Here is a 26,624-nt window from a genome sequence, read left to right as displayed (position 1 = left end):
GGCTCAGCGTCCGCTGATCCAGGTGTCGAAGAACTGGAGCCGGGCCGAGGCCTCGAACTTCAGGTCCTGCACGTTGGGACCGGCGCCGATCGCCTGCGACAACTCCACCGTGGGGATCCACAGACCGTTGTCGAGCACCTGCTGCTGGGCGTCGGCGACGAGCGCGCTCCGCTCGGTGGTGTCGGTGGTGGCGAGTTGCTTCGCGAGCACGTCGTCGAGCGCGGGAATCGGTCCGCGGTTGTTCAGGTTGCGGCCGTCGAGGCCGAACTGGGTGCGGAGGATGTCACCGTCGGCGCGGGTGCTGTTGTAGTAGGTGGCGTCGAAGTCCTTGGAATTCTGGCGGGCGATGGCCTCCGGAGTGGACACGAGATTCAGCTGCAGATCCACTCCCACCTCTTTGAGCTGCTGCTGCACCAGTTCGAGGATGGCCTGGTTGCCGGCGAACACGGAGCTGAACAGAACGGGGAAGCTCAGCTTCTGACCGCTCTTCTCGCGGATGCCGTCGGCACCGGGAACCCAGCCCGCCTGATCCAGAATCGACTTCGCCTTCTCCGGGTCGTACGTCACGTCCGGCAGCGCCACGTAGCCCGGGGTGCGACTGGCCAGCGTGCTGGTGGCGGGTGTGAAGTTGGGACCGAGTACGGTGTCGACCAGTTCCTGCCGGTTGATCGCCGGGACCAGCGCGCTGCGCACGACGGGGTCGACGAGCGGTCCGCGAGTCACGTTGGGCTGGAAGCCGAACGGGGTCCCGGGGTTCGACGTGGTGAGCACCTGCCCGCCCGCGCCTTCGATCTGCGGGGCGTCCTGCGGCAACGCGTCACTGATCGCGTCCAGCTGTCCGGAGGACAGGCTGCCCGTGCGGACGCCGGATTCGGGCACGACGCTGAACTCGATGGTGTCGAGGTAGGCCTCGCCGTCGTGGCCGAACACGTCCGAACCCCAGTTGTATCCGGCGCGCTTGGCGAGGGTCACCGACTTGTCCTGCTGGTAGTCGGCGTACGTGAACGGTCCGGTGCCCGAGATGGTGCCGGTGCACCGTTCTTCGGCGGACTTCGCGACGGACGCATCGGACAGGATGCCCAGCTGCGGGGTGGACGACGCCTGCAGGAACTGCGCGTTGGGTGCGGCGAAGTCGACCTGCGCCGTCAGCGGGTCGATCACGGTGGTACCGGTGTAACCGGCGAGGTAGCTGGCACCGAGCGGGGCCTTGGCGCCGGAGAGGGTGTTCACGATGGCGTCGAGATTCTTCTTCACCGAATCCGCGGTGAAAGGCGTTCCGTCGCTGAACGTCACCCCCTCCTTCAGGTGGAACGTGAAGGAGGACGCGTCGGCGCCGGTTTCCCAGCTCTCGGCGAGCCACGGCTTCAGTTCGCCCGTCTCCGGGTCCTGGTCGGTGAGCGAGTCCACCACCTGACGAGCCACGTAGACCGTCTGATTCGTGCCCGACTGCGCGGGGTCGGCGCACGTGGGTGCCTGGGACAGGCCGTAGCGGAGTGTGCCGCCGGGCTGCGCGGGGCCCGCATCCGCGGAGGAACTGCTGGAACCGCCACCGCAGGCGGTGAGTGCCGTGGCCAGCACGGCAACGGCACCGATACCTGCTGCGATGCGGGCACCGCGGTGGGGCGAGGACAAAAGCACTGATGGCACCGAGAACTCCGTGATCTCGAAGAAGTGCCGTGCGTGCTGCCAAGTCGATTCGGCAGCGCTCACGCGCACAGGAAGGTGAGGGACACCGGATCCGACGCGGATGCGGTGTGAAGAGCCGGAACCCCGACGGATCGGGGTGTCAGGTCAGCTGTGACAGATCGAGGTGGACAGCCGGCAGAGATCGACGTGGAGACGCCCCCAGGCGCTCACGAAACCTTCGGTCAACATCGTTCCTCCATCGATCCCGGCGGTAGCACCCGCACCCGCAGGGCGGGGGGTTGCTGCGACGTCAACGAGCCAGGTCTCTCGGTCGCTCTGGATGGTCGTTACCGAGTGTAAGAGATCGCCGGTCGCCGCGCCACACGGACCCCCGTTACCCCACGGCCTGCCGGGGCGGGAGTTCCCGCCGCGACAGAGCGGGCCGGAGACCGAGATGTTCACGCAGGGTGGAGCCTTCGTATTCCGTTCGGTACGAACCTCGCTCCTGCAATTCGGGCACAAGCAGGTCGACGATCTCGTCGAGTCCGGTGGGCACCAGATACGGCGAGATGTTGAACCCGTCCGTGGCCCCACTGCGAACCCACCGGGTGAGTTCGTCGGCGACCTGCCCGGGAGTACCGGCGAATCCGGAGCGCTGGGTGGTCGCGATCGCAACCTGACGCAGCGACAGGTTCTGCGCCTCCGCCAGGGCCCGCCATTCCCGGGCGATGGCGAGCGGATCCTTTCCGTCACGCGCCGCCCCACGGGTGACGGAGATCGGCGCGGGCACCGGATCGAATTCGGGCAGTGGACCGTCCGGGTCGCGATCGGACAGATCGCGGCCCCACACCTGACCGACCAGCGACAACGCCGTCTGCCCGGTGTACTGGCCCTCGAGAACCCAGCGCACCTTCTCCTCCACCTCGGACGCGTTCTCCGCGAGCACGATCTGCGTGCCCGGCAGAATCTTGACGTCGTCCTCGGGACGGCCGGCACGACGCAGTCTCGCCCGGATGTCCTCGGCGAAGGCGAGCGCCTCGTCGAAATGCGTTCCGTGCCGGGAGAAGATCACGTCGGTGTGCGCGGCCGCGAAGTCCCGGCCCGCCGGTGAGTCGCCGGCCTGGAAGATGACGGGATGCCCCTGGGCGCTGCGCGGCAGCGTCGGAGTGATCGTGACGTCGAACTGCGACGTGCGCCGGGACACCTCCCGCACACCGTCCGGGGTCGACCACGACGGCGCGTCGGTGCTCGTCGCGACCGCGCCGTCTACCCACGCATCCCAGATCGCCCGGGCGGTGTCGAGGAACTGCCCGGCCCGCTCGTACCTGTCGGCGTGATCGAGGAAGCCGCCGCGCCGGAAGTTCTCACCGGTCCACGCGTTGTCCGTGGTGACGGCGTTCCAGCCGGCACGGCCACCGGACAGCAGGTCCAGCCCGGACAGCCGCCGGGCGAGGTCGGCGGGCTCGTTGTAGGTGGTGTTCTGGGTGGCCACCAACCCGATGTGCCGGGTGATGCCGGCCAGCGCCGCGAGCTGGGTGATCGCGTCCGGCCTGCCCACGATGTCGAGATCGAGAATCTTGCCTTCCTGTTCCCGCAGACGCAGGCCCTCACCGAGGAAGAAGGCGTCGAACAGGCCGCGCTCGGCGGTCAGTGCCACCCGACGGAACGTTTCGAAGTCGATCTGCGACCCGCTCGACGGATCGGACCAGATCGTCGTGTGGTTGACGCCCTGGAAGAAGACACCGAAGTGCACCTGGGCGCCGGGCCTGGCGTACGAGTTGTCGGTCATGTTCTCCACAACCTTTCAGCGAGAGGAGTCTTCGAGGCGCTCGGCCTGGAATCGGGTGACGGGACGGTCGAGGCCCAGCGTGCTGCGCAGGGTAGAACCGGGAATGGGACGGTGCGCGATGCCGGCACGGAGAAGTGCCGGGACCACGGACCGCGCGAGCACCGGAAGATCCTCGTCGACGACGGCGGGATGCAGGCGCACACCGTCGACGTGCGTATCCAGGGCCCGCAACAGTTCCAGCAGACCGGTGGCATCGCCGGCGAACGACAGCCGTCCGCTCGGCGGGGCAGGCGTCGACGAGCCGAGCGCGACATCCAGTTCGGCGACCACCAGCGGTGCGCCGCCGGCCTTCGCGCGCCCGGCGGCCCCGACGGTGTCCGCGAGTGTCGGTCCGGACACCAGCACCACGTCGACCAGCGACGGATCCGTGTGCCCCGCGCGGCCGAACACCACCAATTGCCCCTGCGGTGGCCGGGGCACGATGGCCGGACCCTTCACCGAGTACGTCTCGCCCCGGAAGTCGATGTAGTGCAATCGGTCGCGGTCGACGAAACGTCCGGTGGCGTAGTCGCGGATCACCGCGTCGTCCTCCCACGAATCCCACAGGTCCCGGACCACGGTGATCGCGTCCCGCTCCTCCCGCGCGAGGTCGGCGGGTGTGGTGACCTCCGCCCGGCCCAGTGCGCTCGCGACCCGCGGGTCGGTGTCGCGCGCCGCGATCCAGCCGCCGCGACCGCGCGACGCGTAGTCGAGCGTCGCGAGCTGGGAGGACGTGTGGAACGGCTCGGCGTACGTGGTGCCGACGACCGGTACGAGTCCGATCGTGCTGGTGGTCGCGGCGACGAACGCTGCGCGGTTCACCGCGTCGATCCGGCCGACGGGTCCCCCGTCGGCGCCGGGCGGCAGCAGCGAATCGTCGAACGAGGCGAACGTGAAACCGGCGTTCTCCGCTGCCGCGACCCGGTCCGCCACCGTTCGCCCGGTCAGCAACCGGTCGGGTGTGTGCGCGGCGCGCCGCCAGGCTTCGGGATGCGCACCCTCACCGTCGAGTTCGATGCCCAGAACCAGGCTCATGCGTTTTCCTCCTCGGTACCGGCCGTGAGGGGGCGGCTCGGAATGGTCTCGCGCAGCGCGGGTGCCACCTCGGCCTGGAACAGCTCCAGGCTTTCGCGGTGCTGCTTGTCGCTGCCGACGCGGTCGGCGCTCAGGTGGATCACCTCGTGCCCGAACTGCTCGTGGTAGCGCTGCACCTTGTCGATCACCTGCTGCGGGCTGCCGATCAGTGCGGAGCTGCGTTCGACGAAGTCCTCCACGGTCTCGAACACCACCGGAAGTCCTGCCCTGCGGGCGAAGTCGAGGCGAGCCGCGTGAATCGGCCGCCACACGTCCAGCGCATCCTGCGAGTTCGCCGTCACGTAGAACCCGGCCGTTCCGGCGCCGACGAGGGCGTCGGCGGGATCGTGACCGTAGTACGCCCACCGTTCGCGGTAGTGCCGGACGAGTTCGGCGTACGAGTCGATCGGATACGTGACGTTCGCCGAGAAGATCGGATCACCGTAGCGGGCGGCGAGATCCACCGACTCCTTGCTCGTCGCGCTGCCGTGCCAGATCCGGATCCGCCGCTGCAGCGGGCGCGGAAGGGCGACAGCGTGCTCGAGAGACGGCCGGAACGTGCCTTCCCAGGTGACGTCCTCGCTCTCCCACAACTGCCGGAACAGTTCGTAGCCCTCGCGGTTGCGGTCCCACTGGTCGTCCGGGGTGACGTGGAACAACTCCGCCTGCGCGGTGCCGTTGCCCTTGCCGATGATGAGCTGCAACCGGCCGCCCGACAGGTTGTCCAGCGTCGAGTAGTCCTCGAACGCGCGGACCGGGTCGAGCAGGCTCAGCGTGGTCACCGCGGTCCACAACTGCAGCGTGCTGGTGCGCGCCGCGATGGCGCTGAGCACCACGGGCGGGGACGAGGACAGGAAGGGATGCTCGTGGCGCTCGCCCACCGCGAACCCCTCGTACCCCAGTTGCTCGGCGAGGACGGCGGAGTCCACGACCTCCTGCAGCCTCGCCGCAGTGCCGATCTTCTCCCCGGTCACCGGGTCCGGGTGGTGAGTGATCAGGCTCATCAGCAGAAACTTCATACGGACTCGTACTCCTTTGCGGCCCAGACGGAAGGCAGAGCGGTAGGGGTGTGCAGGATCTTCTCGAATCCGTGGATTCCGACGTCCTGCGGTGGGAGGGAGCGGTCGAACAGCGCCGTGTACCCCGCGGCCAGGTACAGGGCCACCGCCTCGGGCTGCCGCGGCCCCGTAGTGAGGAAGATGCGGGAATAGCCTGCTCGGGCGATCGCGGCCTCGAGCTCCCGCAGCACGATTCGTCCGAGGCCGCGGCGGCGGTGCGCCGACGAGGTCCAGATCCGTTTGAGTTCGGCCGTCGTGTCGTCGTAGCGGCGGAAGGCCCCGCCCGCCACGGACGTCCCGTCGTCGACCAGAACGAGCAACGCGCCACCCGGTGCGGCGAACTCCTCCGCCGGATACTTGCTGAGGTCGTCGTAGATCTCGTCGCGGGTGCGCCCGTACCGGGTGCTGTACTCGATCGCCAGTTCTTCGAGCAGCGGCGCGGCCAGCGGATCGGCCTGATCGACGAACACGGTCTGCACGGATTCGGTCCTCTCGGTCACTGGTCCTCCTGTCAGCTGGTCTTCGGGAGTCCGGGCGGGTTGACGACCGACGTGCCGACGGCCTCGCTCGCGATGTTCCAGCGTTCGAGAACCTGTGCGTACGTACCGTTCTCGATGATGTGGTTGATGGCCTCGTTGACGGCGGCCACCAGTCCGTTGTCCTTCTTGGTGAGCACGGCGATCTCACCCTGGAGGGCGTCGCCCGCCCCCGAGAACGTTCCGGCGATCTCACTCTCCCCGGCCTGCGCCACGTGGAACGACGAGGACGGGTTGGGCCCGAAGTAGGCGTCGATCCGGCCCGACGCGAGGGGCAGGTAGTAGTCGGTGACGTTCTGGTAGTAGGTGATGTCGGTCGGTTCGAGCCCCGCCGCGACGTTCTGCTCACTCCACTTCACCAGCAGCGCTTCCTGATTGGTGCCGGAGGAGACCGCGATCTTCAGACCTGCGACGTCCTTGGGCTCCTTGATCTGGATGCCGCTGTCCTTCTTCGTCTCGAACGCGACCGTGTCGAGGCGGTACGTCGAGAAGTCGTACTTCTCCTTCCGCTCCTCGGTGACGGTGACGTTGGAGATGAACGCGTCGGCCTCCCCCGAATCGATGCGGACGAAGTTCTGCGCCCAGTCCGCCGCCTGGAGATCGACCTTCAACCCGAGAACGTCGCCGATCAGGTACGCGAAGTCGGTCTCCGAGCCGATGAGCGTCTTGTCGTCGTCGGCGTAGAAACGCAGGGGCGGGGCGGAACCGGCGCTGCCCGTCACGACGAGCGTGCCGCGGTCGCGAATCTGTTGGGGGACCTTCGCGGCGATCGACTCGACCTCGTCGGTGGTGATGCGATTCTGGTCGGCGGTGAGGTTGTATCCGGCAGCCGAGGTCGGCGCCGATCCCTCGTCCTCGACGTCGCCGCCCCCGCACGCGGCGGCGAGCAGCGCGACGGTGGTGAGGGCCGAGGCCAGAATTTTCGTACGGAACCGTGCGGTGGACATGTGCGCCTTTCGGGGATCCACACCGAGGTGTGGAGAATCAGAGAACTCGGGAGAGGAATGCTGTGGTGCGGTCGTGCTGCGGGTTGTCGATGACCTGCGAGGGCGGGCCCTGTTCCACCACGACGCCGGCGTCCATGAAGACCGCCGTGTCGGCGACCTCCCGCGCGAAGCCCACCTCGTGGGTGACGATCACGAGGGTCGCGCCGTCCCGTGCCAATTGCTTGATCACGGCGAGGACCTCGCCGACCAGTTCCGGGTCGAGGGCAGACGTGGGCTCGTCGAACAGGATCACCGCCGGGCGCAGTGCGAGGGCCCGGGCGATCGCGACCCGCTGCTGCTGGCCGCCGGACAGTTGTCGCGGGTACTCGTGGGCCTTGTCACCTACGCCCACCCGTTCCAGCAGCGCAATCGCCTCGGCCTCGACCTCGGCCCGGTCGCGGCCCTGCGCCGACACCGGCGCCTCGATCACGTTCTCCAGCACCGTGAGGTGAGGGAACAGATTGAAGTTCTGGAAGACGAATCCGATCCGGGAACGCTGCTTCAGGATGTCGCGTTCACGCAGTTCGTGCAGTTTGCTGCCCTTGCGCCGGTAACCGATGAGGTCGCCGTCGATGCGGATGGTGCCGCGGTCGACCTTCTCCAGGTGGTTGAGCGTGCGCAGCAGCGTGGACTTGCCGGAACCCGACGGCCCCAGGATCACCGTCACCTCGCCCTTGCGGACCAGCAGGTCCACACCCCGCAGGACTTCCAGTGCGCCGAAGGACTTGTGGACTCCGCGAACTTCCACCGCGTACTCCGCCGGATGGGCTTCGGTTGTCATTTCGTGGCGCCTCTCGGTACGGAGACACCGGCGTCACGGATCTCGGCGAACTTCCGGGTGAGCTTCTGCCACGGAGTCGGCGGCAGCGCCCGTGCCGATCCGCGCGCGTAGTGCCGCTCGACGTAGTACTGGCCGATCGACAACAGCGTGGTCAGGATGATGTACCAGATCGTCGCGACCATCAGCAGCGGCACGACGCGGCCGTTGCGGCCGAAGATCACCTGAACCTGGTAGAACAGTTCGGCGATTGCCATCGTCGACACGATCGAGGTGCCCTTGAACAGGCTGATCACCTCGTTCGCGGCGTTCGGCAGGATGCCGCGCATCGCCTGGGGCAGAACGATCTTGAAGAACTGGCGTCGGCGCGGGATGCCCAGCGACTGCGCCGCCTCGATCTGCCCGTGGTCCACCGAGATGATGCCGGAGCGGATGATCTCGGCGGAGTACGCGGCCTGATGCAGGGCCAGACCGATGACGGCGGCGGTGAAGCCGCTGATGACACCGTTCACCTCGAACGTGAAGAAGCCCGGACCGAACGGAATGCCCAGCGACAGAGTCTGATACAGGTATGTGATGTTGAACCAGAACAGGAGCTGCACGATCAGCGGAATCGACCGGAACGCCCAGATGTACACCCAGGCGATCACCTGCAACACCGGGTTGTGCGACAAGCGGCTGACCGCCAGCACCACACCGAGTGCGAATCCGAGGACCGTCCCCCACAAGGTCAGCTTCACCGTCATCCACAGCGCCTGCAGCACGGAGCCGGCGGTGAAGTACTTGGCGAACGTCGCCCAGTCCCATCCCGGGTTGGTCGCGAGGCCGTGGACGAACTGGGCGAGCAGTACCAGCACGACGGCGCTGACGACCCACCGCCACGGATGCCACCTCCGCGCCACTTCCAGCGCGGCGTCCCCGTCGCCGGACGGCACTGAATCGAGGGGCGCGGCCGAACGCGCCCGGACGGGGGCGCTCACGCTCCCTCACCACTTACGACAGACATCACTGAGGCGGCCTTTCACCTGGAAACGGGACTGGAGGAGGCGCGTCTTCCGCGGGATGCGGGCGCGCGTCAGGCGCTCACCGGGCGAAATGCCCGGTGAGCGTGCTGTGAGACCTCGTCAACAGTGGCAGGAGGTGGTCCGGCACAGGTCGATGTGCCGTCTGCGCCACGCAGGGCGCGCGGGGTAGTTCATGTGCTGCCTTCCATCGATCCCGGCGGTAGCACCCGCACCCGAAGAATTCGGAAGGGTTGCTGCGACGTCAACGAGCCAGGTCTCTCGGTCGCTCTGGATGGTTGAAGCGAACACTAGCCGCATTCCCGAACCCCGTCAACACGGGGTATTTCCCTGCAACACAGGGGAAATGGTTCCGATCGGCCGCAAGAATCACCGTGCGCAGAAGTACTGACAGACGGAGATCGATGCGGTTGGATGATGCGTGCAGCCCTGCATCTCCGTGGTCGTGCGACCCGGCTGCCGGGCCTTCCGAGGCCCTTGTAACGTCGCCTCGGTGACACCACTCGAAGTCATCGCGATCCTGGTAGCCGGTGTAGGCGCGGGCGCGATCAACGCCATCGTCGGCAGCGGCACGCTCATCACCTTCCCCACCCTGGTGGCGTTCGGGTTCCCTCCGGTGACCGCCACGATGTCGAACGCGATCGGCCTGGTCGCCGGTGGCGTGTCCGGCACGTGGGGGTACCGGCGGGAACTGGCCGGGCAGGGACCGCGGCTGCGGTGGCAGATCCCGGCGTCGCTGTGCGGTGCGGTTCTCGGCTCGTGGCTACTGCTGCACCTACCCGAAACTGTGTTCGAACTCGTCGTCCCGGTGCTGCTGATCCTCGCCCTGATCCTGGTGGTGCTGCAGCCGAAGATCCAGGCCTGGGCGAAGCAGCGCGGCAGCCACGAGGCGGGGCTGAGCCCGGCGCGCCTCACCCTGCTGACCGTCGGGACGTTCGCCGTGGGCGTGTACGGCGGATACTTCACCGCCGCGCAGGGCATCCTGCTGATGGGTGTGATGGGCGCGATCCTGCCGGAGAGCCTGCAACGGATGAACGGCGCGAAGAACCTGCTCTCGCTCCTCGTCAACGTTGTCGCCGCGACCGCGTACACGCTCGTGGCCTTCGACCGGATCAGCTGGGCGGCCGCCGGCCTGATCGCGGTGGGCTCGCTGTTCGGAGGCGTCCTCGGCGCCCGTTACGGCCGCAGGCTGTCGCCGACCGCATTGCGGGGAACCATCGTCGTCGTCGGCCTCATCGGCCTGTTCCGGCTGCTCGCATAGTCGCGCATGCACCCTCCCGCTCCCTCATACTGAGTCGGTGAGCAAAGACGTAGAGCACCCGGGCTGGACCTATCTGATGGACATGGACGGCGTTCTCGTCCACGAAGAGCACCTGGTCCCCGGGGCCGACCTGTTCCTCGCCGAACTCCGGGAGTCGGGTACCCCGTTCATCGTCCTCACCAACAATTCGATCAGGACTCCGCGCGACCTCCGCGCCCGTCTGCTCCGCACCGGCCTGGACATTCCCGAGGAATCGATCTGGACGTCCGCCCTGGCCACCGCGACGTTCCTGGCGAGCCAGCGCCCCGGCGGCAGCGCCTACGTCGTCGGCGAATCCGGGCTCACCACCGCACTGCACGACATCGGGTACGTCCTCACCGACAACGATCCCGACTACGTGGTCCTCGGCGAGACCCGCACTTACTCCTTCGAGGCGATCACCACCGCAATTCGTTTGGTGGAGAGGGGCGCTCGCTTCATCGCCACCAACCCCGACCCCACCGGCCCGTCCCGGGAGGGTTCCCTTCCGGCCACGGGATCCGTTGCCGCACTGATAAGTAGGGCCACCGGTCGCGACCCGTACTACGTGGGCAAGCCGAATGCGCTGATGATGCGCTCGGCGTTGCGGGCCATCGGCGCGCACTCCGCGAACACGCTGATGATCGGCGACCGGATGGACACCGACATCGTCTGCGGGCTCGAGGCCGGGCTGCAGACCATCCTCGTCCTCACCGGAATTTCGACGCGGGATTCGGTGGAACTGTTCCCCTACCGTCCCACCGCGGTACTCAAATCGGTCGCCGACCTGGTCGGCCGGACGTCGGATCCGTTCGGCGATGCGGCTCCGCCGCCCGTGAGTACTTCTTAACCGCGGGACGTTAACAAGTACTCACGGGTGGCGGCAGCCCGTGATACCCCTGATCGTCGCTGCCCTGTACGTCCCGAACGTGATCCAGTTCCCGTCGCCACCGGCGAACGTCACGTCGTGGTGTCCGGGTCGGTCGGCGTGCACGTCGAGCCGGTCCATTCCGGCGTCGGCGGCGATCGCACGGGCCGCGGCCAGCACGGCGGGCCAGTCGGCGTCGCCGATCGGGGTGTCGGACAGCAATACCGGCGTGGTGACGGATTGCCCCTCCGTGTACGCATACGGTCCCGGGCACCCGCCGCCCTGGCTGCGTTCGCGATGCCACCGCCACCGGACATCCGGTGCAATCGCCGCGACGGCCTCGCTTATCCGCATCAGCGCGTCGGTGACCTGCCGCTCGGTGACCGCGAGTGTCGGCCGGTCGCTCAGGCTCGCTGCCGCCGCCGCAACCTCCTCGTCGCTGAAGTTGTACGGGTTGTCCGGCACGCCACCACATCCGCTCGTCAGGATCGCCGCGCCGATCACGGCGACCGTCTTCACCACCCACCCGCCGCGGACCGTCACCGGACAGCCAGTTCCGGCATGCCCGCGACGATCACCGCCATGTTGTAGCCGGACGTCCGCAGCTCCCCGTTGCCACTCGGCCGCGGATACTCGCTGTGCCCGCTGGCATCTTCGCGCCGCACGCCGTCCGGGGTCGACGCCTCGAGCACCGACAGTTGTTCGAGGTCCGTCTGCACCGGATCGGGGCCGAGCCTGCCGAACCCGTCTGCCACGGTGATGGGGTCATCGGGCGCGCGCATCACGAACCCGTGCCGGGGTGCCAACCCGAGATCCGATTCGTCGTTCGCGTCGAACCCGGGCGAACCGTAGAACACGGCGTCGTCGACCGGTTGCCGCGGTCCCGCGTCCTGCAGGGCCAGGCCCTGGGTGTACGAACCATACGAATGGCCGAGCGCGGTGATGTGCGGATCGGGCGTCTGCGAGGCGACGTCGAGTCCCTCGTAGAACGAGGCGAGCTTCGGGGCACCCGCGGTCGCGCGGTCGGACTGCCAGGAATCGAGGAGCCATCCGCGCCCGAGATTCTGGTCGATGAACGGCACGTCGTAGTTGCCCGGACCGGTGGTGGTCGGCGGCTGATACCCCAGCCACGCGATCGTCGACACCGTGTCGCCGGTGCGGCCGGCCAGGTCCAACTGCCGTTCGGTCTCGGCCTTCAGCGCCGACGCCTCGTCGGTCATCCCGCGCAGCGAGGCGGCGGTCGTGTCGATGCCCGGTGTGGTGACGGCGATGTGGTCGGCGGTGTCGGGGTCGCCGAGCGCGAATGCGGCCATCGTCCGTTCACCCGACTGCAGGTCCAGCAGCATCAGCCTGCCGTCCGGGTGATCGCGCACGAGTTTCTCGAGGTCGTCGAGGTCCCGCAACTTCTGCTCGGCGTACCACAACTCGGCGTCGTCGTCGGCGAATGCTCCACCGAACATGTTGCGGTCCAGCCGTTCCCGGAGCCGGTCCCGCTCCGTCTCCCACCGCGACCGCTCGTCGTCGAGCCGGATCACGTTCGCCTCGTGCCGCACCGCGGACGGGATGCCGTCGCGATCACCCACCCATTCGGGATGCTGCTCGATCACCTCGCGGCGCTGGGCTGCCGGCAGCGCGTCCCAGTACTCGCGGTTGTCCAGCGGGGAGCCGTCCCGCGGGGGCGCCGGGGCGGACAGTCCGGTGCCCGGTCGATCCGCCTCACCGGGTTCGGCCGCGCCGTCCGCAGCCCGCGTCAGGACAGCGGCGGCGTCGGCGACGAGGTCTTCCGCCTGCAGGATCAGCGCCCGGGCCGCGGCACGGAGTTCGTCGCGCCGTGCTGCCCCTGAGGTGTCGACGGGCGGTCCGGGCGCATCGGCGATGTCCCCGCTGTCCGACAGAGCCATACCGTGGGTGGCGGCCGCTTCGCGGAGGCCGTCGAGTTCGGATTTCAGGTGCGTGATCGCGTCGACCAGGTCGCCGGCCAGCTTCTCGACGACGGCGATCGCCGCGGCCTCACCGCTCAGATCATCCGCGACGATCCGGAACCGCCGACGTGCGGCGTCCGCGGCGTCGTCGTGCCACGCCGGCAACCGGCCGATGTCGGCGAGACCGTCCTGCACGAAACAGATCGTCGCCGCCCGCACCGACAGCGACCGTTGCACGGCCTGCAGCGCGCGGGTGTCCCACTGGGCAATGTCCCTCAGATTCACGATCCCCCCCAGGATGCATAATGCCCGTACCCTAACGGATCGATCGCGCCCGCGGGAGTCCGATCTCGTCTCGACCGACACGAAGGATCGAAAATGAGCGGTTCCATCCACGTCGACACAGCGGCCCTACGCGCAGCGGCCGGTCAGCTCGACGTCCTGTTCGACGATGCGTCCGCACAGCTGAACACCACCGACGCGGCCCTCGCCGACTCGGGTGCGGCCTGGCCGGAGGCCGCCGGCGGCGCGTTCGCCCGGTTCACGTCCTACCTGGACGATCGGCGGGAATTGTTGCAGCGGACTGTGGCCGAGATGTCGACGAACCTCACCGAGTGCGCACGCCGGTACGACACCCAGGACGGGGCCACCGCCGAACGCCTCGACGCAATCGCGCCGGCCACGAGCCTCGACCTGTAGGCCCTTCGGGCTCGTGCGCCTTTCTGGTTGCCGGAACAACCAGAAAGGCGCACGGGCGCGAAGCGCCTATCCCAGTGCCTGCTCCAGATCCGTCAGCAGGTCGGCGGTGTCTTCGAGTCCCACGGACAGCCGGACGACGCCGTCGGTGATGCCCACGGCGGCACGACCTTCCGGGCCCATCGCCCGGTGGGTGGTGGTGGCCGGGTGGGTGATGAGCGACTTGGAGTCGCCGAGGTTGTTGGAGATGTTGACCAGCCGCAGGGCGTCGAGGAGTTCGAATGCCCGCTTCTTCGCTTCGCTCTCGGATGCGTTCAGTGCGAAGGTGACGACGGTGCCGCCGCCGCTCATCTGCCGCTTGGCGAGTTCGTGCTGGGGGTGCGATTCGAGGTACGGGTACTTGACCCAGTCGACCGCGGAGTGGCCCTCGAGGAACTGGGCGATCTCCAGTGCGGAGCCGACGGAGTGCCGCACCCGGATCGGCATCGTCTCGAGCCCCTTGAGGAGCGTCCACGCGTTGAAGGGGCTGAGAGCCGGCCCGGTGTGGCGCATGAGGTTCTGGACGGGACCTTCGATGTAATCCTGCGGTCCGAGGATCGCCCCGCCGAGCACACGGCCCTGGCCGTCGATGTGCTTGGTGCCGGAGTAGACGACGATGTCGGCACCGAGTTCCAGGCTGTGCTGCAGCAGTGGCGTCGCGAACACGTTGTCCAGCACGACCTTTGCGCCGGCGGCGTGCGCGAGCTCCGCCACCCGGGGCACGTCGACGAGCGTCTGCATCGGGTTCGACGGCGTCTCGAAGAACACCGCGGTGGTCGGCTCGGACAGAGCCTTCTCCCACTGGTCGAGGTCTTCACCGTCGACGAACACCGTCTCCACACCCCAGCGGGGCAGGATCTCGTTGCACACCACGAAGCAGGAACCGAACAGGCTACGCGCCGCGACCAGCCGGTCGCCGGCCTTGAGCAGCGCGCCCAGTGCCGTGAACACCGCGGACATGCCGCTGGCGGTGCCGAAGCACGCTTCTGCGCCCTCGATGAGGCGCAGTCGCTCCTCGAACATCTTCACGGTGGGGTTGCCGTACCGGGAGTAGACGAAGTGGTCGATCTCGCCGGTGAACGACGCCTCGGCCGCTCCCGCGCTCTCGAACACGAAGCCTGAGTTCAGGAAGATCGCTTCGGACGTCTCTTCGAAACCGGAACGGAGGGTTCCTCCGCGCACGCTGATCGTGCCCTGGCCGATGTCGTCCGGCAGCGCCTTGTCGAACGCGCCGCCTCGGGGAATTGCACTCACCACTGCCTCCACGGCAGGCCCAGCGCCCGCCAGCCGACCGCCCCACGATGACCTTCGGCGTCCAGGCCGCCTTCGAAACCGTCGAGCACGTTGTACGACGGGCCGATGCCCGCCGCTGTCGCGGCTTCCGCCGCACCGATGGACCGCTGGCCGGAGCGACACAGGAAGATCACCGGGGCGTTCTCGCCGCCCGCGATCCCGGCCTCCTTCAGCTGGTCCACGAAGTTGTCGTTACGAGTGCCCGTCGGGTAGCTGACCCATTCGATCAGCACGGTCTTCCGCCCGAGCGGGGTGGTGTCGGGGACTCCGACGTACTTCCACTCGGCGTCCGTCCGCACATCCACGAGCACAGCGTCGGGATTCTCGCGGAGCAGCTCCCAGGCATGCTCCGGCGTTATGTCGCCTGCGTAACTCACCATGTCAGCTTTTCACAACCCTGTTCGGTATGCCCTTCCGGGCAACGGTCAGTTGCAGACGACCCATGTTTCCCCGTCCCGCGTCAATTGCCAGGTATCCGTCGTCTCGCCCTTGCCGTCGTCGGCGCTGACCCGGACCTCCGCCCGGGCACGATCCCCGTTGACCTCGGACGATTCGACGCCCTTCAGTGTGACCTCGCCTTCCCGGCCGCGGAGCACCGACCGGTCGTCGGACCACGACGAGCAGACCAGCGTCTTCTGCAGATCGGCGTCGTCGTGGTTGTGGGCCTGGATGAAGTCGGCGACCGAGCGGTTGATGCGGTCCGCTTCGGTGACGTTCTCGTCTGCGGGCGAGAGCCTGCTGGACACGACGATGGCAACCAGGATGACGACGATGACGGTGACGGCGGCGATGAACGGCACCGCCGTGGTGCGCCGGGGATCCACCGGATCTTCGGTGCCTCCCGCGTCGCGCTGGGGCGATTCGCTCGAACCGGACATGACTTCCCTTCGAACTCGGCGTGGCCACGAGTGTATAGAGCTGCCCCTACAAATCTTGTTTGTGACCCCCCAACGCGAAGGCGACTACCCTCTACAGGCGTGCGTCCCGAGAATGGGCTCTGCCCTGTCTGCCGCACCTCGGCCACCCGATTAGGCTGGGCTTAATTTAAGCTGAGGTTTCGTTGTCCGCCCATCAGAAGGTAGTTCGCTCCAGATGACTGATCAGACACGTCCGTTGCGCGTTGCGATCGTGGGTGCCGGCCCCGCCGGTATCTACGCAGCCGACGCTCTCATGAAATCCGATGCCGCGTCTGACGGCGGGATCAGCATCGACCTCTTCGAGCGGATGCCTGCCCCCTTCGGTCTGATCCGGTACGGCGTCGCACCCGACCACCCGCGCATCAAGGGCATCATCACCGCCCTGCACAAGGTGCTCGACAAGCCGTCGGTGCGCCTGCTGGGCAACATCGACTACGGCAGCGACATCACCCTCGAAGACCTGCACAACTTCTACGACGCGGTGATCTTCTCCACCGGCGCCAACGCCGACCGCGCCCTGAACATCCCGGGCATCGAACTCGACGGCAGCTACGGCGCCGCCGACTTCGTCTCCTGGTACGACGGCCACCCCGACGTCCCGCGCACCTGGCCGCTCGAGGCCGAGAAGGTCGCCGTCCTCGGTGTCGGCAACGTCGCCCTCGACATCGCCCGCGTCCTCGCCAAGACCGGCGACGAACTGCTGCCGACGGAGATCCCCGCCAACGTCTACGAGGGACTCAAGGCCAACAAGGCCGTCGAGGTCCACGTGTTCGGTCGCCGCGGACCGGCGCAGGCCAAGTTCACCCCCCTCGAGCTGCGTGAACTCGACCACTCGCCGACGATCGAGGTCATTGTCGATCCCGAGGACATCGACTACGACGAGGGCTCCGAGCAGGCGCGCCGCAACTCCAAGCAGGTCGACATGGTCGCCAACACCCTGCAGGACTGGGCCATCCGCGACGTGGGCAACCGTCCGCACAAGCTGTTCCTGCACTTCTTCGAATCGCCCACCGAGGTGCTCGGCGAGGACGGCAAGGTCGTCGGTCTGCGCACCGAGCGCACCCAGCTCGACGGCACCGGCAACGTCAAGGGCACCGGCAAGTTCAACGACTGGGACGTGCAGGCCGTGTACCGCGCGGTGGGCTACCTGTCGCAGAACATCGCCAAGCTCCCGTTCGACGAGCAGGCCGGTACCGTCCCGAACGAGGCCGGACGCGTCATCGCCGACGACACCGCCGAGGGCAACGACCGGTTCATGCCCGCCACGTACGTCACCGGGTGGATCAAGCGCGGCCCGGTCGGCCTGATCGGTCACACCAAGGGCGACGCGAACGAGACCGTCGCGAACCTGCTCGAGGACCGGTCCGGCTTCGCCGAGCCCGCCAACCCGTCGGAGGACGCGATCATCGAGTTCCTCGAGGGCAAGCAGGTCCCGTACACCACCTGGCAGGGCTGGTACCGCCTCGATGCGCACGAGCGCAGCCTGGGCGAGCCCGAGGGCCGTGAGCGGATCAAGGTCGTCGAGCGCGAGGACATGCTCAAGGCCAGCGAGCCCGACAAGGCCTGATCTTTCGAATCGGTGTGAAGGGAACCTCCTGCGGGAGGTTCCCTTCCGTCGTCTCAGGCCAGGTGTGACGACAGCGCCCGCAACGCCGTGAGCAGTTCCTCGGCCGACATCGCGTGGTCGGGGTCCACCAGCCACTGCTCCGCGACGCCGAGCAGCAGTGCCTGGTAGAGAGCGCCCAATGTGTGTGCCCGGCCGGGCTCGATGCCCGCGTCACCGAACAGTTCGACCAGTCCTTCGCGGGCGTCGGCCGTCGACGCCACCAGGTTCTTTCTCAATTCCGGCAGGGAGTCCAGGTGCCCGAGCAGTTCGAACTGCAGCATCCACAACCGACGATGGGCGGTGAACGACTCGATGACCCCGGTCCAGATGGCTTCGAACCGTTCCGTCGAACTCATGCCGGGTTCGATCTTCTTCGCGGCGGCCGTCGCGAGGTCGTCGCCCCAGCGCTCCATCTCCCGGTACAGGGCGGCGTGGAGCAGCGCCTCCTTGGTGCCGAAGTGGTAGCCGATCGCCGCGAGACTCACCCCGGAGGCCGACGCGATGTCCCGGGCCGTCGTCCGCGAGTATCCCTTTTCGTACAGGCTGCGCGCGGCGCCGTCGATCAGGTCTTCGCGATTTCCCATGACCTCACCCTAAGGAGTCTGAGACGTATGTGTAGGACGCTTGTACCAGCACTCGCGCACCGCTCCGCCACGCAACGTGTCCCCCGCACAAGGCAGGATATAAGTCGTGTTTGACGCCCATGTTCACATCATCGACCCCCGGTTCCCGGTGGTCGAGAACCACGGCTATCTCCCAAAGCCGTTCACCATCGCCGACTACCGGGCGCGCACGGAAGGCTTCGGCGTGGACGGCGGCGCGGTCGTCACGGCCTCGTACCAGGGGACCGATCAGAACTACCTGAAGGCGGCGCTCGAGGAGCTCGGCCCCAGCTGGGTGGGTGTCACCCAGATGGAGCCCGACGCCACCGACGAGAGCATCCTCGAACTCGACCGCGCCGGCGTGCGGGCCCTCCGATTCAACCTCCGGCGCAGCGCGACCGACGTGAAGCTCCTCACCAAGCAGGCCCTGCGCGCGTACGAGCTGGCCGGCTGGCACGCCGAGTTCTACGTGGACGCCACGCTGCTGCTGTCGCTCGAGCCGGTGTTCGCAAAACTTCCCGCCGTGTGCATCGACCACCTGGGGATGTCGACACGGGGCTTGCCGTACCTGCTCGACCTCGTCGACCGCGGAGTTCGGGTGAAGGCAACCGGGTTCGGGCGGACCACCATCGAGAACGTCGGCGACGTGCTGCGCAAGATCCACGCCGTCAACCCCGAGGCGCTGATGTTCGGCACCGACCTTCCGGGTAGTCGTTCCCGAAGAGTGTTCCAGGACAGCGACATCGACATCGTCGCGGACGCGGTGGGTGACGACTTCGACGCCGTCATGGGCGGCAACGCGCGCGCCTGGTACCGCTGCGACGCTCCCGGAGGGGCCTGCTAGCACGCAGGACCCGTGTCAACACCCTTCCATCTGCACACTGTTCATCGACACCATCTCGGCCACCGGCGGCGTCTGTGGCTGCGCCACCAGCCACATGTTGTAGTTGTTCATCTCGTCGCAGTCCAGCTGTTCGCGGCGTTCCTGCCGCCGCTCACGCTGCCGATCGTCCATGTCGTCGTCGTTCCGATCGACCGCGATGGCACCGGTGCTCGATCCGTTGGCCTGCCGTTCGAGCCCCCGGACGCCGTCGGCGGTCATGATCCAGCCGAGGGTGTAATCGGCGCCGTCGTGGTTGGTGGTTGCGCGGAACATGCCTTCCTCCGCAGCAGCCGGGTGGGCCACGAACGCCTTGTCGGGCATGCCCGGCGCGCTGACCTGCCCCGTCACGGTGCCGTCACTCATCGACGCGGTGAGTGTCGCTCCGTCCGGCGACGACAGCGACGCCTTGTCGCCGTCCATGGTGCCGGTCATCCATGTCCACATCTGGTCTCCGTCGCACAGGAAGGCGATCATGTCGTCCCCGGACCGGGCCAGCGCGATGTACGCGTCGGATCCGTCGACCGCACCGACGTAGGTCGGCTCCATCTGTGGGGTCATCACGAAAGGTGACGGAACCTTCTCCATCATGTTCGACGCGGGCGCCGCTTCGCCGCTGCTCGTGGCGGCGGCGCTGGTCGTGCTCGGCGCCGCCGAGTCGGACGAGTCGTCGCCGCAGCCGCTCAGGGAGAGGGCCACGGCAGCGAGGGGCGCCAGGATCCAGGTCGTCTTCTTGTTCACGGCGTATTCCTCCGCTGGCCGGGAAGATCAACATCCGCATTTGATCATCGCAGGTGGAGGACCCTTCTGGATACCCCTCGGCGACGATTGCGAGCGACCTACGTCGCGGCCACCGCGGCCAGCCACACACCGGAAGCGATCAGGGCGCCGAGCAGTTCGATCAGCATCGACAGTCCGACGGCCTTGCAGGCGTGCCACGTCGACGCCCACGCCCGGTTGTGCGCACGCAGCCGGTAGAGCTCGGCCACATACGTTCCCGCGATGAAACCGAGGAACAACCCCACCACGGGAACGACGAAGAACCCCACGATCCCGGCCAGTCCGCCGACGATCAGCGACCGGCTGGGAACCCCGGCCGTGCGCATCCGTTTACCGGGCCAGGTGTATTTGACGACGCCACTGATTACGAGGAACACCGTTGCGACCGCGAACACCGTCCACGCCGTCGCGCCACCGGTCATGATGGCCCACACCAGGATTGCCGCGAAGATGAGGATCGTTCCGGGCAGGATCGGGATGACGATTCCGACGAGCCCGATGACGATGGCCAGGCCGACGAGGAGTTCGGCGCCCGGACTCACGCGACGGGCTCGACGCGGGAAGCCGCCTCCCGCGCGCGGCTGCGCGCGGTCTCGACGTCCGGTCCCGTGGACACGGCGACGCCCATCCGCCTGCGGACGAAGCTCTCGGGTTTGCCGAACAGGCGGAGGTCCGTCTCGGGGACCGCCATCGCGTCGGCGACGCCCTCGAAGCCGATACCGGTGGCGTCGACGCCGCCGTAGATCACCGCGGACGCACCGGGTGTCGTGAGGGTGGTGTCGACGGGCAGGCCGAGAATGGCGCGGGCATGCAGTTCGAATTCCGAGAGTCGTTGTGTCCGAAGGGTGACCAAGCCCGTGTCGTGCGGTCGCGGACTGACCTCCGAGAAGTAGACGTCGTCGCCCTTCACGAACAGTTCCACACCGAAGATCCCGCGCCCACCCAGCGCTGCGGTCACCTTCTCGGCCACCTCCCGCGACCGGGCGAGTGCCGCGTCGCTCATCGGTTGCGGCTGCCACGACTCCACGTAATCGCCCGAGTCCTGCAGATGCCCGATGGGCTCGCAGAAGAAGGTGCCCACCTCGCCGTCGGCGCCGATCGCCCGGACGGTGAGCTGAGTGATCTCGTAGTCGAACTCGACGAACCCCTCCACGATGACGCGGCCGTAATTGATGCGGCCGCCCGCGAGCGCGTACTCCCAGGCGGTCTCGACTTCGCCGGCGCCGCGCACCGTGGACTGCCCCTTTCCGGACGACGACATCACCGGCTTGATCACGCAGGGAAAGCCGATGCGCTCGGTGGCCGCGCGGACCTCCTCGAGCGATTCGGCGAACTCGTAGGGCGACGTCGGCAGCCCCAGCTCCTCCGCCGCGAGGCGCCGGATCCCCTCACGGTTCATGGTCAGCTGCGTCGCCCGCGCGGTGGGGATGACCACCGCGGTGCCGCGCTCCTCGATCGTGGCCAGCGCATCGGTGGCGATCGCCTCGATCTCGGGGACCACGAAGTGGGGGCGTTCCTCCTCGATGAGACGCAACAGCGCCTCCGGGTCGCTCATGTCGATCGTGTGCGCGCGGTGCGCCACCTGGTGGCCCGGCGCGTTGTCGTAGCGGTCGACGGCGATCACCTCGACCCCCAGCCGTTGGAGGGCGATGATCACTTCCTTGCCCAGCTCACCCGACCCGAGCAGCATCACGCGCGTCGCGCCTGCCGTCAGAGGTGTACCGAACCGTACGGGTGCCTGTTCACGCATGGTCACAACTATATGCGGGCACCGTTTCGCGCCGACGCCTACTTCAGCAGTCGCGACATCCGGCGGTCGGCGAGCACCTTGCCTCCGGTCTGACACGTGGCGCAGTACTGAAAAGACTTCTCCGCGAACGACACTTCCCGGACGGTGTCGCCGCAGACGGGACACGGGAGGCCGGTCCGGGCGTGCACCCGCATCCCGGATCGCTTCTCCCCCTTCAGCCGCGCCGCATCCTGGCCGAGCGACCTCTGGACGGCGTCGCTGAGCACCGACCGCATCGCGTCGTACAGCACGTGCACCTGGTCTTCCGGCAGAGTGCGCGACGTGGCGAACGGGGAAATCTTTGCGGTGTGCAGGATTTCGTCGGAGTACGCGTTGCCGACGCCGGCGAGCAGCGACTGGTCGACGAGCGCATTCTTGATCCGCGCCGACGTGGTGGACAGCAGCGCCGCGAACTCGGGTTCGGTGACGGCGAGGGCGTCGGGTCCGAGCCGGGCTATCCCCTCCACCTCCTGCGGGTCGTGCACCACCCACACCGCGAGCCGTTTCTTGGTGCCCGCCTCGGTGAGGTCGAACGCCGGCGTCGCGCCCTCCGGGGTGAAGAAGTGCACCCGCAGCGCCAGCGGACCCTTCCCCGGTTTCGGCGGCGCCGCCGACGGGTTGTCGGTCCAGCGCAACCAGCCCCCACGCGAGAGGTGGGTGACGAGCCACAACCCGGAACAATCGAGTGCGAGGTGCTTGCCGAACCGGGCCGCGCCCGTCACGTCGCGACCCTGCAGGTCGGTGATCGGGGGGTCGAACGTCTTCAGCACGCTCAGGGCCGCCACGTCCACTCGGCCGACGACCGCTCCCACGGCATGTTCACGCAGGAACTCGGCTAACGCCTCCACCTCGGGCAGCTCGGGCATGGTCCCAGGCTAACGGTAGGTGAGCGCCGAAGTGTGCTCCTCCACGCTTTCTCACTCACCTGCGGAGGAGATAGGTGTCCATGATCCAGCCCTTGCGTTCGCGCAATGCGGCGCGCACCCGCTGGATCTCGTCCTCGACGTCGCGCAGGCGACCGGAGATCAGCACCTCGTCGGGTGTGCCGAGGTAGGCACCCCACCAGATCTGGACGTCGTCGCCGGGCACCTGGGTGAACGTGCAGTGGGCGTCGAGCATGACCACGGCGTTGTCGACGCCGTCGGGCAGACCCTCGGCCAGTCGCCTGCCGGTCGTGATGTGCACGGGTTCGCCGATCCGGTTGAGCACGATCCGGTGCTGCGCGGCCAGCGACTGCACGCTGGTGACGCCCGGGATCACCGAGTAGTCGAACGACACGTTGCCGCGGGCGAGCACCCGCTCGACGATCCGCAGCGTGCTGTCGTAGAGAGAGGGGTCACCCCACACGAGGATCGCCCCGACCCCCGGCTCGGACGCGAACTCGGCCTCGAACAGCGCCGCCCGGCGCTCGTGCCAGTCGTCGACCACGCCCTCGTAGTCGGACGGCGTGCGGTCGCGGGGCGGATCGACGATGTCCACGACGCGGTACGCGCCGGCGACGTGCTCCTCGAGGATCGTGGTGCGGAGATCGACGAGGTCCTGCTTCTCGTCACCCTTGCCGATGACGAAGAACACATCGGCCTTGTTCATCGCCTTGATCGCCTGGACCGTCACCTGGTCGGGGTCGCCGGCACCGACGCCGATCACGAAGAGTTCACGCATGGGCGAAGGCTAGCGCTCGTGCGCCTTTCCGGTTGTTCCAGCTACCGAAAAGGCGCACGGGCGCGGAGCGCCTAAACTGGACGCCGTGACTGTGCCGACCCCGTATGAAGACCTGCTCCGACTCGTCATGGACACGGGCACCCCGAAGGCAGACCGCACCGGGACCGGCACGAAGAGCGTCTTCGGTCATCAGATGCGCTGGAACCTCGCGGACGGGTTTCCGCTGATCACCACGAAGAAGGTGCACCTCAAGTCGATCGTCTACGAACTGTTGTGGTTCCTGCGCGGCGATTCCAACGTGAAGTGGCTCCAGGACAACGGCGTCACGATCTGGGACGAGTGGGCGGACGCGGACGGCGAACTGGGCCCGGTGTACGGCGTGCAGTGGCGCAGCTGGCCGACCCCGTCCGGCGAGCACATCGACCAGATCACCCAGACCATCGAGACGCTGAAGTCGAACCCCGACTCGCGTCGCATCATCGTGTCGGCGTGGAACGTCGGCGACATCCCGCAGATGGCGCTGGCGCCGTGCCATGCGTTCTTCCAGTTCTACGTCGCGGACGGCAAGCTGTCGTGCCAGCTGTACCAGCGCAGCGCCGACCTGTTCCTGGGTGTGCCGTTCAACATCGCGAGCTACGCGCTCCTCACCCACATGGTGGCGCAGCAGGCCGGGCTCGAACCGGGCGATTTCATCTGGACGGGCGGCGACTGCCACATCTACGACAATCACGTCGACCAGGTCACCGAGCAGTTGAGCCGGGAACCGTTGCCGTACCCGACGCTGAAGTTGACCAAGCGGGATTCGATCTTCGACTACACCTTCGAGGACGTGGAGATCGTCGACTACCGGCACCACCCCGCCATCAAGGCGCCGGTGGCCGTCTAGTGGCGGCGCGGCAGGTCAAGCTGGTCTGGGCCCAGGGCGTCGGCGGCGTCATCGGCCTCGACAACACGATCCCGTGGCACGTCCCCGAGGACATGGCGTATTTCAAGAAGGTGACGCAGGGTCACCCGGTGATCATGGGCCGCCGGACGTGGGACTCGCTGCCCCCGAGGTTCCGGCCCCTGCCCGGGCGGCGCAACATCGTGATCAGCCGTCAGCCCGACTGGACTGCGGAGGGTGCCGAGTCCGCCGACGGGCTCGGCTCCGCGCTCGCGCTCACCAACGAGGACGTCTGCGTCATCGGCGGCGCCCAGATCTACACGGCGGCAATGCCGTTCGCCACCCAACTGCTGGTCTCCGAGATCGACGTCACGATCGACGGCGACGCCTGGGCACCCCCGATCGACGACTCCTGGCACGCGCAGGACACCGGTGAGTGGCTCACGTCGGCGAAGAACGGCACCCGCTACCGGTGGATCACCTACACGCGAGCATTACCTGCGAGGTAATTGAGAGCATTCGGCTTCGGCGCGAGTCTGAGTGACGTACCCGTTCACTCGTCTCACGTGAGGACCGCCGACATGATCGCCGCACTCGAAACCCGCACCGCTCTCTCCCCACTGCGCCTCACTCTCCGCGTCGACGCCGTCGTCACCGGCGCCAACGGCGTCGCCTACCTCGCCGCCGCCACCGTGCTCGACGACGTCCTCGGCCCGACAGCCGGCTTCCTGCGTGCCATCGGCGTCTTCCTGATCGTCTTCACCGCCGGGGTGTGGGCGGTGAGCGTGCCGGCCCGTCCTTCGCCGGCCGCGGTGGACGCCGTCGTCCTCGCGAACGTCTTCTGGGTGGGCGCGAGCGTGGCCCTGGTGCTCACGGAGTGGCAGCACCTCACCACCGTCGGCGTCGTCTGGGTGCTGCTGCAGGCCGCGGTGGTCGGCGCGTTCGCGGTGGCCCAGGGCTGGGCCCTCATCCGGCGCTGAACGACCCCTTTGCCGCCGCACCGTTACCCCATTCGACGGGTGACGGTGCGCGCAGTGGTTCATACTCACCTCATGGACAAGAAGTCACTGACCGCCCTTGCCCGTCAGCAACTGAAGTTGGCAGGCGGGACGTCCAGCGGCCGCAGTTCGCAGACCGTGTACGGCGGGCATCGGCGCAGCCTCCGACAGACCGTCATCGCCTTGGCCGCGGGTCAGAAGATGGCGGAACACGAGAGCCCGGGCGAGGCCACCCTGTTCATTCTCAGCGGCAAACTGAACCTCGTGGCCGGCGAGGACTCGTGGAAGGGTTCCACCGGCGATCTGCTGGTTCTTCCGACCGATCGGCACAGCGTCGAGGCGATCGAGGACGTCGCGTTCCTGCTCACCGTCGCCATGTGAGGGTCGTGCTCGATCGTGTCGAGGAGTCCGTTCGAAGCCTGAACCTGGGTTATTTCGCAATCGTGATGGCCAGCGGCATCATCTCGGTGGCATGAACCTGGGCGGGTTCGACCTGATCTCGACCGATCGTGGCGTCACGTCGCGAACAAGGTGCCGCTGCGCTACGACGCCACCGTGTGGAGCATCGTCTTCCCACTCGGCATGTATGGGGTCGCCGGCATCTACCTGGGGCGTGCGGACCATCTTCCACTCGTCGGTATCGTCGGTAGTGCCGAACTGTGGTGTGCATTCACCGTGTGGTGCGTGGCGTTCGTCGTCATGGTGGTGCATCTCTGGCGGTCGGTGGTGCATGTCGGACCGGCAACAGTGACGACGCAGGAGAACGCGTGACCGAATCCCAGCCCGTGATCGAGGTGTCCGTCGCTGCGGCGCCGTCGGTGGTGTGGCCTGCCCTGCGCGACCCGGAGTTGATCCGGCGCTGGCACGGCTGGGACTACGCCGGCCTGGCCGACGAGATCAGGGAAATTTACTTCGACGACGTGAAAGAGGACGCCGCCGCCTTCACTCTGGCCCTGAACGGCGCCGACAAGTTCAGCCTCCACGAGCACGAGGGCACCACGCTGGTGCGGATCACCCGCCCGCCCCGCAGCGGCGACCCCGCCGCCGACGACTGGTACGACGACGTCACCGAGGGCTGGACCACGTTTCTGCAGTTCCTCAAGTTCGGCATCGAGCGGCACGGACTCGACGAGCGTCGCACACTGTTCCTCGAAGGCCCGGTCGCGGAGGGTGATTCGGCGCGGCATCTGCTCGGCCTCGACAAACTCGAGGGAATGACGGTCGGCGATCATTTCACCGTGGTCGCCGAGACGGGCGATCTGCTGCACGGGGTCGTGTGTTTCGTGGGCGAACACCAGACCGCGGTGAGTGTCGACGACCTCGGCCCGGGACTGTTGCAGTTCGGCGAGCAGCCCGTCAACGCGGCACGCCCCAACGGCGGTGCGCAGATCCTGCTGGCGGCCTACGACCTGGACGACGAGGAGTGGGCCGAACTCGAAGAGCGCTGGAGAGAGTGGTGGCAGGCCCGGCCGGGAGCCGAACCTGCCACCTGAGTTCTCGAA

Annotated in this window: 32 protein-coding genes and 2 riboswitches; of the genes, 11 read left to right on the top strand and 21 right to left on the bottom strand. The window is 67.6% G+C overall.

What is annotated here, in order from left to right; all coding sequences use genetic code 11:
- Positions 1-3 precede the first annotated feature (3 nt).
- From QM693_RS20610 to QM693_RS37875, 10 genes are all read right to left on the bottom strand, one after another.
- The gene (locus tag QM693_RS20610) at positions 4-1,638 is read right to left on the bottom strand and encodes an ABC transporter substrate-binding protein (protein WP_283353312.1); all 1,635 of its coding nucleotides are present in this window, start codon (positions 1,636-1,638) and stop codon (positions 4-6) included.
- A 153-nt stretch (positions 1,639-1,791) separates the two neighbouring features.
- Entirely contained in the window at positions 1,792-1,875 is an 84-nt protein-coding gene (locus QM693_RS37655; RefSeq protein WP_310794466.1) for a putative leader peptide, read from the bottom strand.
- Positions 1,876-1,879: 4 nt separating this feature from the next.
- A riboswitch (SAM riboswitch) is annotated at positions 1,880-1,973 on the bottom strand.
- Positions 1,974-2,020: 47 nt separating this feature from the next.
- Positions 2,021-3,415 carry an NtaA/DmoA family FMN-dependent monooxygenase gene (locus QM693_RS20605; protein WP_283353295.1) on the bottom strand — a complete coding sequence of 465 codons (1,395 nt, stop codon included), beginning with the start codon at positions 3,413-3,415 and terminating at the stop codon, positions 2,021-2,023.
- A gap of 15 nt (positions 3,416-3,430) precedes the next feature.
- Positions 3,431-4,489, bottom strand: a complete 1,059-nt coding sequence (locus tag QM693_RS20600) for an LLM class flavin-dependent oxidoreductase (RefSeq protein ID WP_283353294.1) — start codon at positions 4,487-4,489, stop codon at positions 3,431-3,433.
- Positions 4,486-5,547 (bottom strand): LLM class flavin-dependent oxidoreductase, encoded by a 1,062-nt coding sequence (locus QM693_RS20595; protein WP_283353293.1) that lies wholly within the window; start codon positions 5,545-5,547, stop codon positions 4,486-4,488. The genes QM693_RS20600 and QM693_RS20595 overlap by 4 nt, the downstream gene beginning before the upstream one ends.
- A complete protein-coding gene (locus QM693_RS20590) occupies positions 5,544-6,086 on the bottom strand; it encodes a GNAT family N-acetyltransferase (RefSeq protein WP_283353292.1) in 543 nt (180 codons plus the stop codon). Before QM693_RS20590 ends, QM693_RS20595 begins: the two co-directional genes overlap by 4 nt.
- Positions 6,087-6,097: 11 nt before the next feature.
- Entirely contained in the window at positions 6,098-7,069 is a 972-nt protein-coding gene (locus tag QM693_RS20585; protein ID WP_283353291.1) for an ABC transporter substrate-binding protein, read from the bottom strand.
- Between the two features lie 37 nt (positions 7,070-7,106).
- On the bottom strand, positions 7,107-7,889 hold the full coding sequence (locus QM693_RS20580) for an amino acid ABC transporter ATP-binding protein (RefSeq protein WP_011595024.1): 783 nt from the start codon (positions 7,887-7,889) through the stop codon (positions 7,107-7,109).
- Entirely contained in the window at positions 7,886-8,866 is a 981-nt protein-coding gene (locus tag QM693_RS20575) for an amino acid ABC transporter permease (protein WP_411194577.1), read from the bottom strand. The genes QM693_RS20580 and QM693_RS20575 overlap by 4 nt, the downstream gene beginning before the upstream one ends.
- Before the next feature lie 144 nt (positions 8,867-9,010).
- Entirely contained in the window at positions 9,011-9,085 is a 75-nt protein-coding gene (locus tag QM693_RS37875) for a putative leader peptide (protein WP_369426197.1), read from the bottom strand.
- Between the two features lie 7 nt (positions 9,086-9,092).
- A riboswitch (SAM riboswitch) is annotated at positions 9,093-9,189 on the bottom strand.
- 212 nt (positions 9,190-9,401) lie between these two features.
- Here QM693_RS37875 and QM693_RS20570 point away from each other — a divergent pair.
- Both QM693_RS20570 and QM693_RS20565 read left to right on the top strand, forming a co-directional pair.
- Complete coding sequence (locus QM693_RS20570; RefSeq protein ID WP_280779768.1) at positions 9,402-10,169, top strand: sulfite exporter TauE/SafE family protein; 768 nt, start codon at positions 9,402-9,404, stop codon at positions 10,167-10,169.
- Positions 10,170-10,245: 76 nt separating this feature from the next.
- Positions 10,246-11,037 (top strand): HAD-IIA family hydrolase, encoded by a 792-nt coding sequence (locus tag QM693_RS20565; RefSeq protein ID WP_280780012.1) that lies wholly within the window; start codon positions 10,246-10,248, stop codon positions 11,035-11,037.
- Between the two features lie 21 nt (positions 11,038-11,058).
- Here the strand turns inward: QM693_RS20565 and QM693_RS20560 are convergent, their stop codons facing one another.
- Together QM693_RS20560 and QM693_RS20555 are read right to left on the bottom strand one after the other, a co-directional pair.
- Positions 11,059-11,598, bottom strand: coding sequence for an LppA family lipoprotein (locus QM693_RS20560; RefSeq protein ID WP_283336349.1), 540 nt, complete (start codon positions 11,596-11,598; stop codon positions 11,059-11,061).
- A complete protein-coding gene (locus tag QM693_RS20555; protein WP_283353290.1) occupies positions 11,595-13,262 on the bottom strand; it encodes an alpha/beta hydrolase in 1,668 nt (555 codons plus the stop codon). Before QM693_RS20555 ends, QM693_RS20560 begins: the two co-directional genes overlap by 4 nt.
- A gap of 93 nt (positions 13,263-13,355) precedes the next feature.
- On the opposite strand from QM693_RS20555, the gene QM693_RS20550 reads away from it, so the two are divergent.
- Positions 13,356-13,676, top strand: coding sequence for a type VII secretion target (locus tag QM693_RS20550; RefSeq protein ID WP_283336346.1), 321 nt, complete (start codon positions 13,356-13,358; stop codon positions 13,674-13,676).
- A 66-nt stretch (positions 13,677-13,742) separates the two neighbouring features.
- Here QM693_RS20550 and QM693_RS20545 read toward each other — a convergent pair whose 3' ends face one another.
- From QM693_RS20545 to QM693_RS20535, 3 genes are read right to left on the bottom strand one after another with little or no spacing between them, the layout of a single operon-like run.
- Positions 13,743-14,966: an O-succinylhomoserine sulfhydrylase gene (locus QM693_RS20545; protein WP_009474904.1), complete on the bottom strand. Its 1,224-nt coding sequence runs from the start codon at positions 14,964-14,966 to the stop codon at positions 13,743-13,745.
- The gene (locus tag QM693_RS20540; RefSeq protein WP_280780342.1) at positions 14,963-15,382 is read right to left on the bottom strand and encodes a rhodanese-like domain-containing protein; all 420 of its coding nucleotides are present in this window, start codon (positions 15,380-15,382) and stop codon (positions 14,963-14,965) included. The genes QM693_RS20545 and QM693_RS20540 overlap by 4 nt, the downstream gene beginning before the upstream one ends.
- 48 nt (positions 15,383-15,430) lie before the next feature.
- A complete protein-coding gene (locus tag QM693_RS20535) occupies positions 15,431-15,883 on the bottom strand; it encodes an Rv0361 family membrane protein (RefSeq protein WP_283336344.1) in 453 nt (150 codons plus the stop codon).
- Positions 15,884-16,097: 214 nt separating this feature from the next.
- Between QM693_RS20535 and QM693_RS20530 the strand changes: the two genes are divergently transcribed.
- Complete coding sequence (locus QM693_RS20530) at positions 16,098-17,489, top strand: FAD-dependent oxidoreductase (RefSeq protein WP_009474907.1); 1,392 nt, start codon at positions 16,098-16,100, stop codon at positions 17,487-17,489.
- A 53-nt stretch (positions 17,490-17,542) separates the two neighbouring features.
- Here the strand turns inward: QM693_RS20530 and QM693_RS20525 are convergent, their stop codons facing one another.
- On the bottom strand, positions 17,543-18,112 hold the full coding sequence (locus QM693_RS20525; RefSeq protein WP_283353289.1) for a TetR/AcrR family transcriptional regulator: 570 nt from the start codon (positions 18,110-18,112) through the stop codon (positions 17,543-17,545).
- 106 nt (positions 18,113-18,218) lie between these two features.
- On the opposite strand from QM693_RS20525, the gene QM693_RS20520 reads away from it, so the two are divergent.
- Positions 18,219-18,974 (top strand): amidohydrolase family protein, encoded by a 756-nt coding sequence (locus QM693_RS20520; RefSeq protein ID WP_283353288.1) that lies wholly within the window; start codon positions 18,219-18,221, stop codon positions 18,972-18,974.
- Between the two features lie 15 nt (positions 18,975-18,989).
- On the opposite strand, the gene QM693_RS20515 is transcribed toward QM693_RS20520, so the two are convergent.
- From QM693_RS20515 to cobF, 5 genes are all read right to left on the bottom strand, one after another.
- Positions 18,990-19,751, bottom strand: a complete 762-nt coding sequence (locus QM693_RS20515; RefSeq protein WP_280780345.1) for a hypothetical protein — start codon at positions 19,749-19,751, stop codon at positions 18,990-18,992.
- Between the two features lie 98 nt (positions 19,752-19,849).
- Positions 19,850-20,332 carry a DUF456 domain-containing protein gene (locus QM693_RS20510; protein ID WP_283336339.1) on the bottom strand — a complete coding sequence of 161 codons (483 nt, stop codon included), beginning with the start codon at positions 20,330-20,332 and terminating at the stop codon, positions 19,850-19,852.
- Positions 20,329-21,540, bottom strand: a complete 1,212-nt coding sequence (gene purT / locus QM693_RS20505) for a formate-dependent phosphoribosylglycinamide formyltransferase (protein ID WP_283353287.1) — start codon at positions 21,538-21,540, stop codon at positions 20,329-20,331. Before purT ends, QM693_RS20510 begins: the two co-directional genes overlap by 4 nt.
- Before the next feature lie 38 nt (positions 21,541-21,578).
- The gene (locus QM693_RS20500; RefSeq protein ID WP_005251638.1) at positions 21,579-22,445 is read right to left on the bottom strand and encodes an Fpg/Nei family DNA glycosylase; all 867 of its coding nucleotides are present in this window, start codon (positions 22,443-22,445) and stop codon (positions 21,579-21,581) included.
- Positions 22,446-22,500: 55 nt separating this feature from the next.
- Entirely contained in the window at positions 22,501-23,241 is a 741-nt protein-coding gene (gene cobF / locus QM693_RS20495) for a precorrin-6A synthase (deacetylating) (protein WP_283336335.1), read from the bottom strand.
- A gap of 85 nt (positions 23,242-23,326) precedes the next feature.
- Between cobF and QM693_RS20490 the strand changes: the two genes are divergently transcribed.
- The 6 genes from QM693_RS20490 to QM693_RS20465 all read left to right on the top strand — a co-directional run bounded on the left by QM693_RS20490 (position 23,327) and on the right by QM693_RS20465 (position 26,615).
- A complete protein-coding gene (locus QM693_RS20490) occupies positions 23,327-24,127 on the top strand; it encodes a thymidylate synthase (protein ID WP_283336334.1) in 801 nt (266 codons plus the stop codon).
- The gene (locus QM693_RS20485) at positions 24,127-24,633 is read left to right on the top strand and encodes a dihydrofolate reductase (RefSeq protein ID WP_283353286.1); all 507 of its coding nucleotides are present in this window, start codon (positions 24,127-24,129) and stop codon (positions 24,631-24,633) included. The genes QM693_RS20490 and QM693_RS20485 overlap by 1 nt, the downstream gene beginning before the upstream one ends.
- Before the next feature lie 72 nt (positions 24,634-24,705).
- Positions 24,706-25,104, top strand: a complete 399-nt coding sequence (locus QM693_RS20480) for a hypothetical protein (RefSeq protein WP_283353285.1) — start codon at positions 24,706-24,708, stop codon at positions 25,102-25,104.
- A 72-nt stretch (positions 25,105-25,176) separates the two neighbouring features.
- A complete protein-coding gene (locus QM693_RS20475) occupies positions 25,177-25,503 on the top strand; it encodes a cupin domain-containing protein (protein ID WP_087559051.1) in 327 nt (108 codons plus the stop codon).
- 150 nt (positions 25,504-25,653) lie between these two features.
- Positions 25,654-25,893, top strand: a complete 240-nt coding sequence (locus QM693_RS20470; protein ID WP_283353284.1) for an SLAC1 family transporter — start codon at positions 25,654-25,656, stop codon at positions 25,891-25,893.
- Complete coding sequence (locus tag QM693_RS20465; RefSeq protein WP_037230761.1) at positions 25,890-26,615, top strand: SRPBCC family protein; 726 nt, start codon at positions 25,890-25,892, stop codon at positions 26,613-26,615. Before QM693_RS20470 ends, QM693_RS20465 begins: the two co-directional genes overlap by 4 nt.
- Positions 26,616-26,624: the final 9 nt, after the last annotated feature.

This window comes from Rhodococcus sp. IEGM 1305 (genome assembly GCF_030058635.1).
GTDB classification, from domain to species: domain Bacteria; phylum Actinomycetota; class Actinomycetes; order Mycobacteriales; family Mycobacteriaceae; genus Rhodococcus_F; species Rhodococcus_F opacus_D.
Note: the sequence above shows the minus strand (reverse complement) of the source record. Positions and strands in the feature narration are given on the sequence as shown.

Bases quoted from the DNA above. Each gene is read 5' to 3' on its own strand.
- QM693_RS37655 (WP_310794466.1), bottom strand. From the start codon at position 1,875: ATGTTGACCGAAGGTTTCGTGAGCGCCTGGGGGCGTCTCCACGTCGAT.
- QM693_RS20605 (WP_283353295.1), bottom strand. From the start codon at position 3,415: ATGACCGACAACTCGTACGCCAGGCCCGGCGCCCAGGTGCACTTCGGT.
- QM693_RS20600 (WP_283353294.1), bottom strand. From the start codon at position 4,489: ATGAGCCTGGTTCTGGGCATCGAACTCGACGGTGAGGGTGCGCATCCC.
- QM693_RS20595 (WP_283353293.1), bottom strand. From the start codon at position 5,547: ATGAAGTTTCTGCTGATGAGCCTGATCACTCACCACCCGGACCCGGTG.
- QM693_RS20585 (WP_283353291.1), bottom strand. From the start codon at position 7,069: ATGTCCACCGCACGGTTCCGTACGAAAATTCTGGCCTCGGCCCTCACC.
- QM693_RS20580 (WP_011595024.1), bottom strand. From the start codon at position 7,889: ATGACAACCGAAGCCCATCCGGCGGAGTACGCGGTGGAAGTTCGCGGA.
- QM693_RS20565 (WP_280780012.1), top strand. From the start codon at position 10,246: ATGGACATGGACGGCGTTCTCGTCCACGAAGAGCACCTGGTCCCCGGG.
- QM693_RS20550 (WP_283336346.1), top strand. From the start codon at position 13,356: ATGAGCGGTTCCATCCACGTCGACACAGCGGCCCTACGCGCAGCGGCC.
- QM693_RS20535 (WP_283336344.1), bottom strand. From the start codon at position 15,883: ATGTCCGGTTCGAGCGAATCGCCCCAGCGCGACGCGGGAGGCACCGAA.
- QM693_RS20530 (WP_009474907.1), top strand. From the start codon at position 16,098: ATGACTGATCAGACACGTCCGTTGCGCGTTGCGATCGTGGGTGCCGGC.
- QM693_RS20525 (WP_283353289.1), bottom strand. From the start codon at position 18,112: ATGGGAAATCGCGAAGACCTGATCGACGGCGCCGCGCGCAGCCTGTAC.
- purT (WP_283353287.1), bottom strand. From the start codon at position 21,540: ATGCGTGAACAGGCACCCGTACGGTTCGGTACACCTCTGACGGCAGGC.
- QM693_RS20500 (WP_005251638.1), bottom strand. From the start codon at position 22,445: ATGCCCGAGCTGCCCGAGGTGGAGGCGTTAGCCGAGTTCCTGCGTGAA.
- cobF (WP_283336335.1), bottom strand. From the start codon at position 23,241: ATGCGTGAACTCTTCGTGATCGGCGTCGGTGCCGGCGACCCCGACCAG.
- QM693_RS20480 (WP_283353285.1), top strand. From the start codon at position 24,706: ATGATCGCCGCACTCGAAACCCGCACCGCTCTCTCCCCACTGCGCCTC.
- QM693_RS20475 (WP_087559051.1), top strand. From the start codon at position 25,177: ATGGACAAGAAGTCACTGACCGCCCTTGCCCGTCAGCAACTGAAGTTG.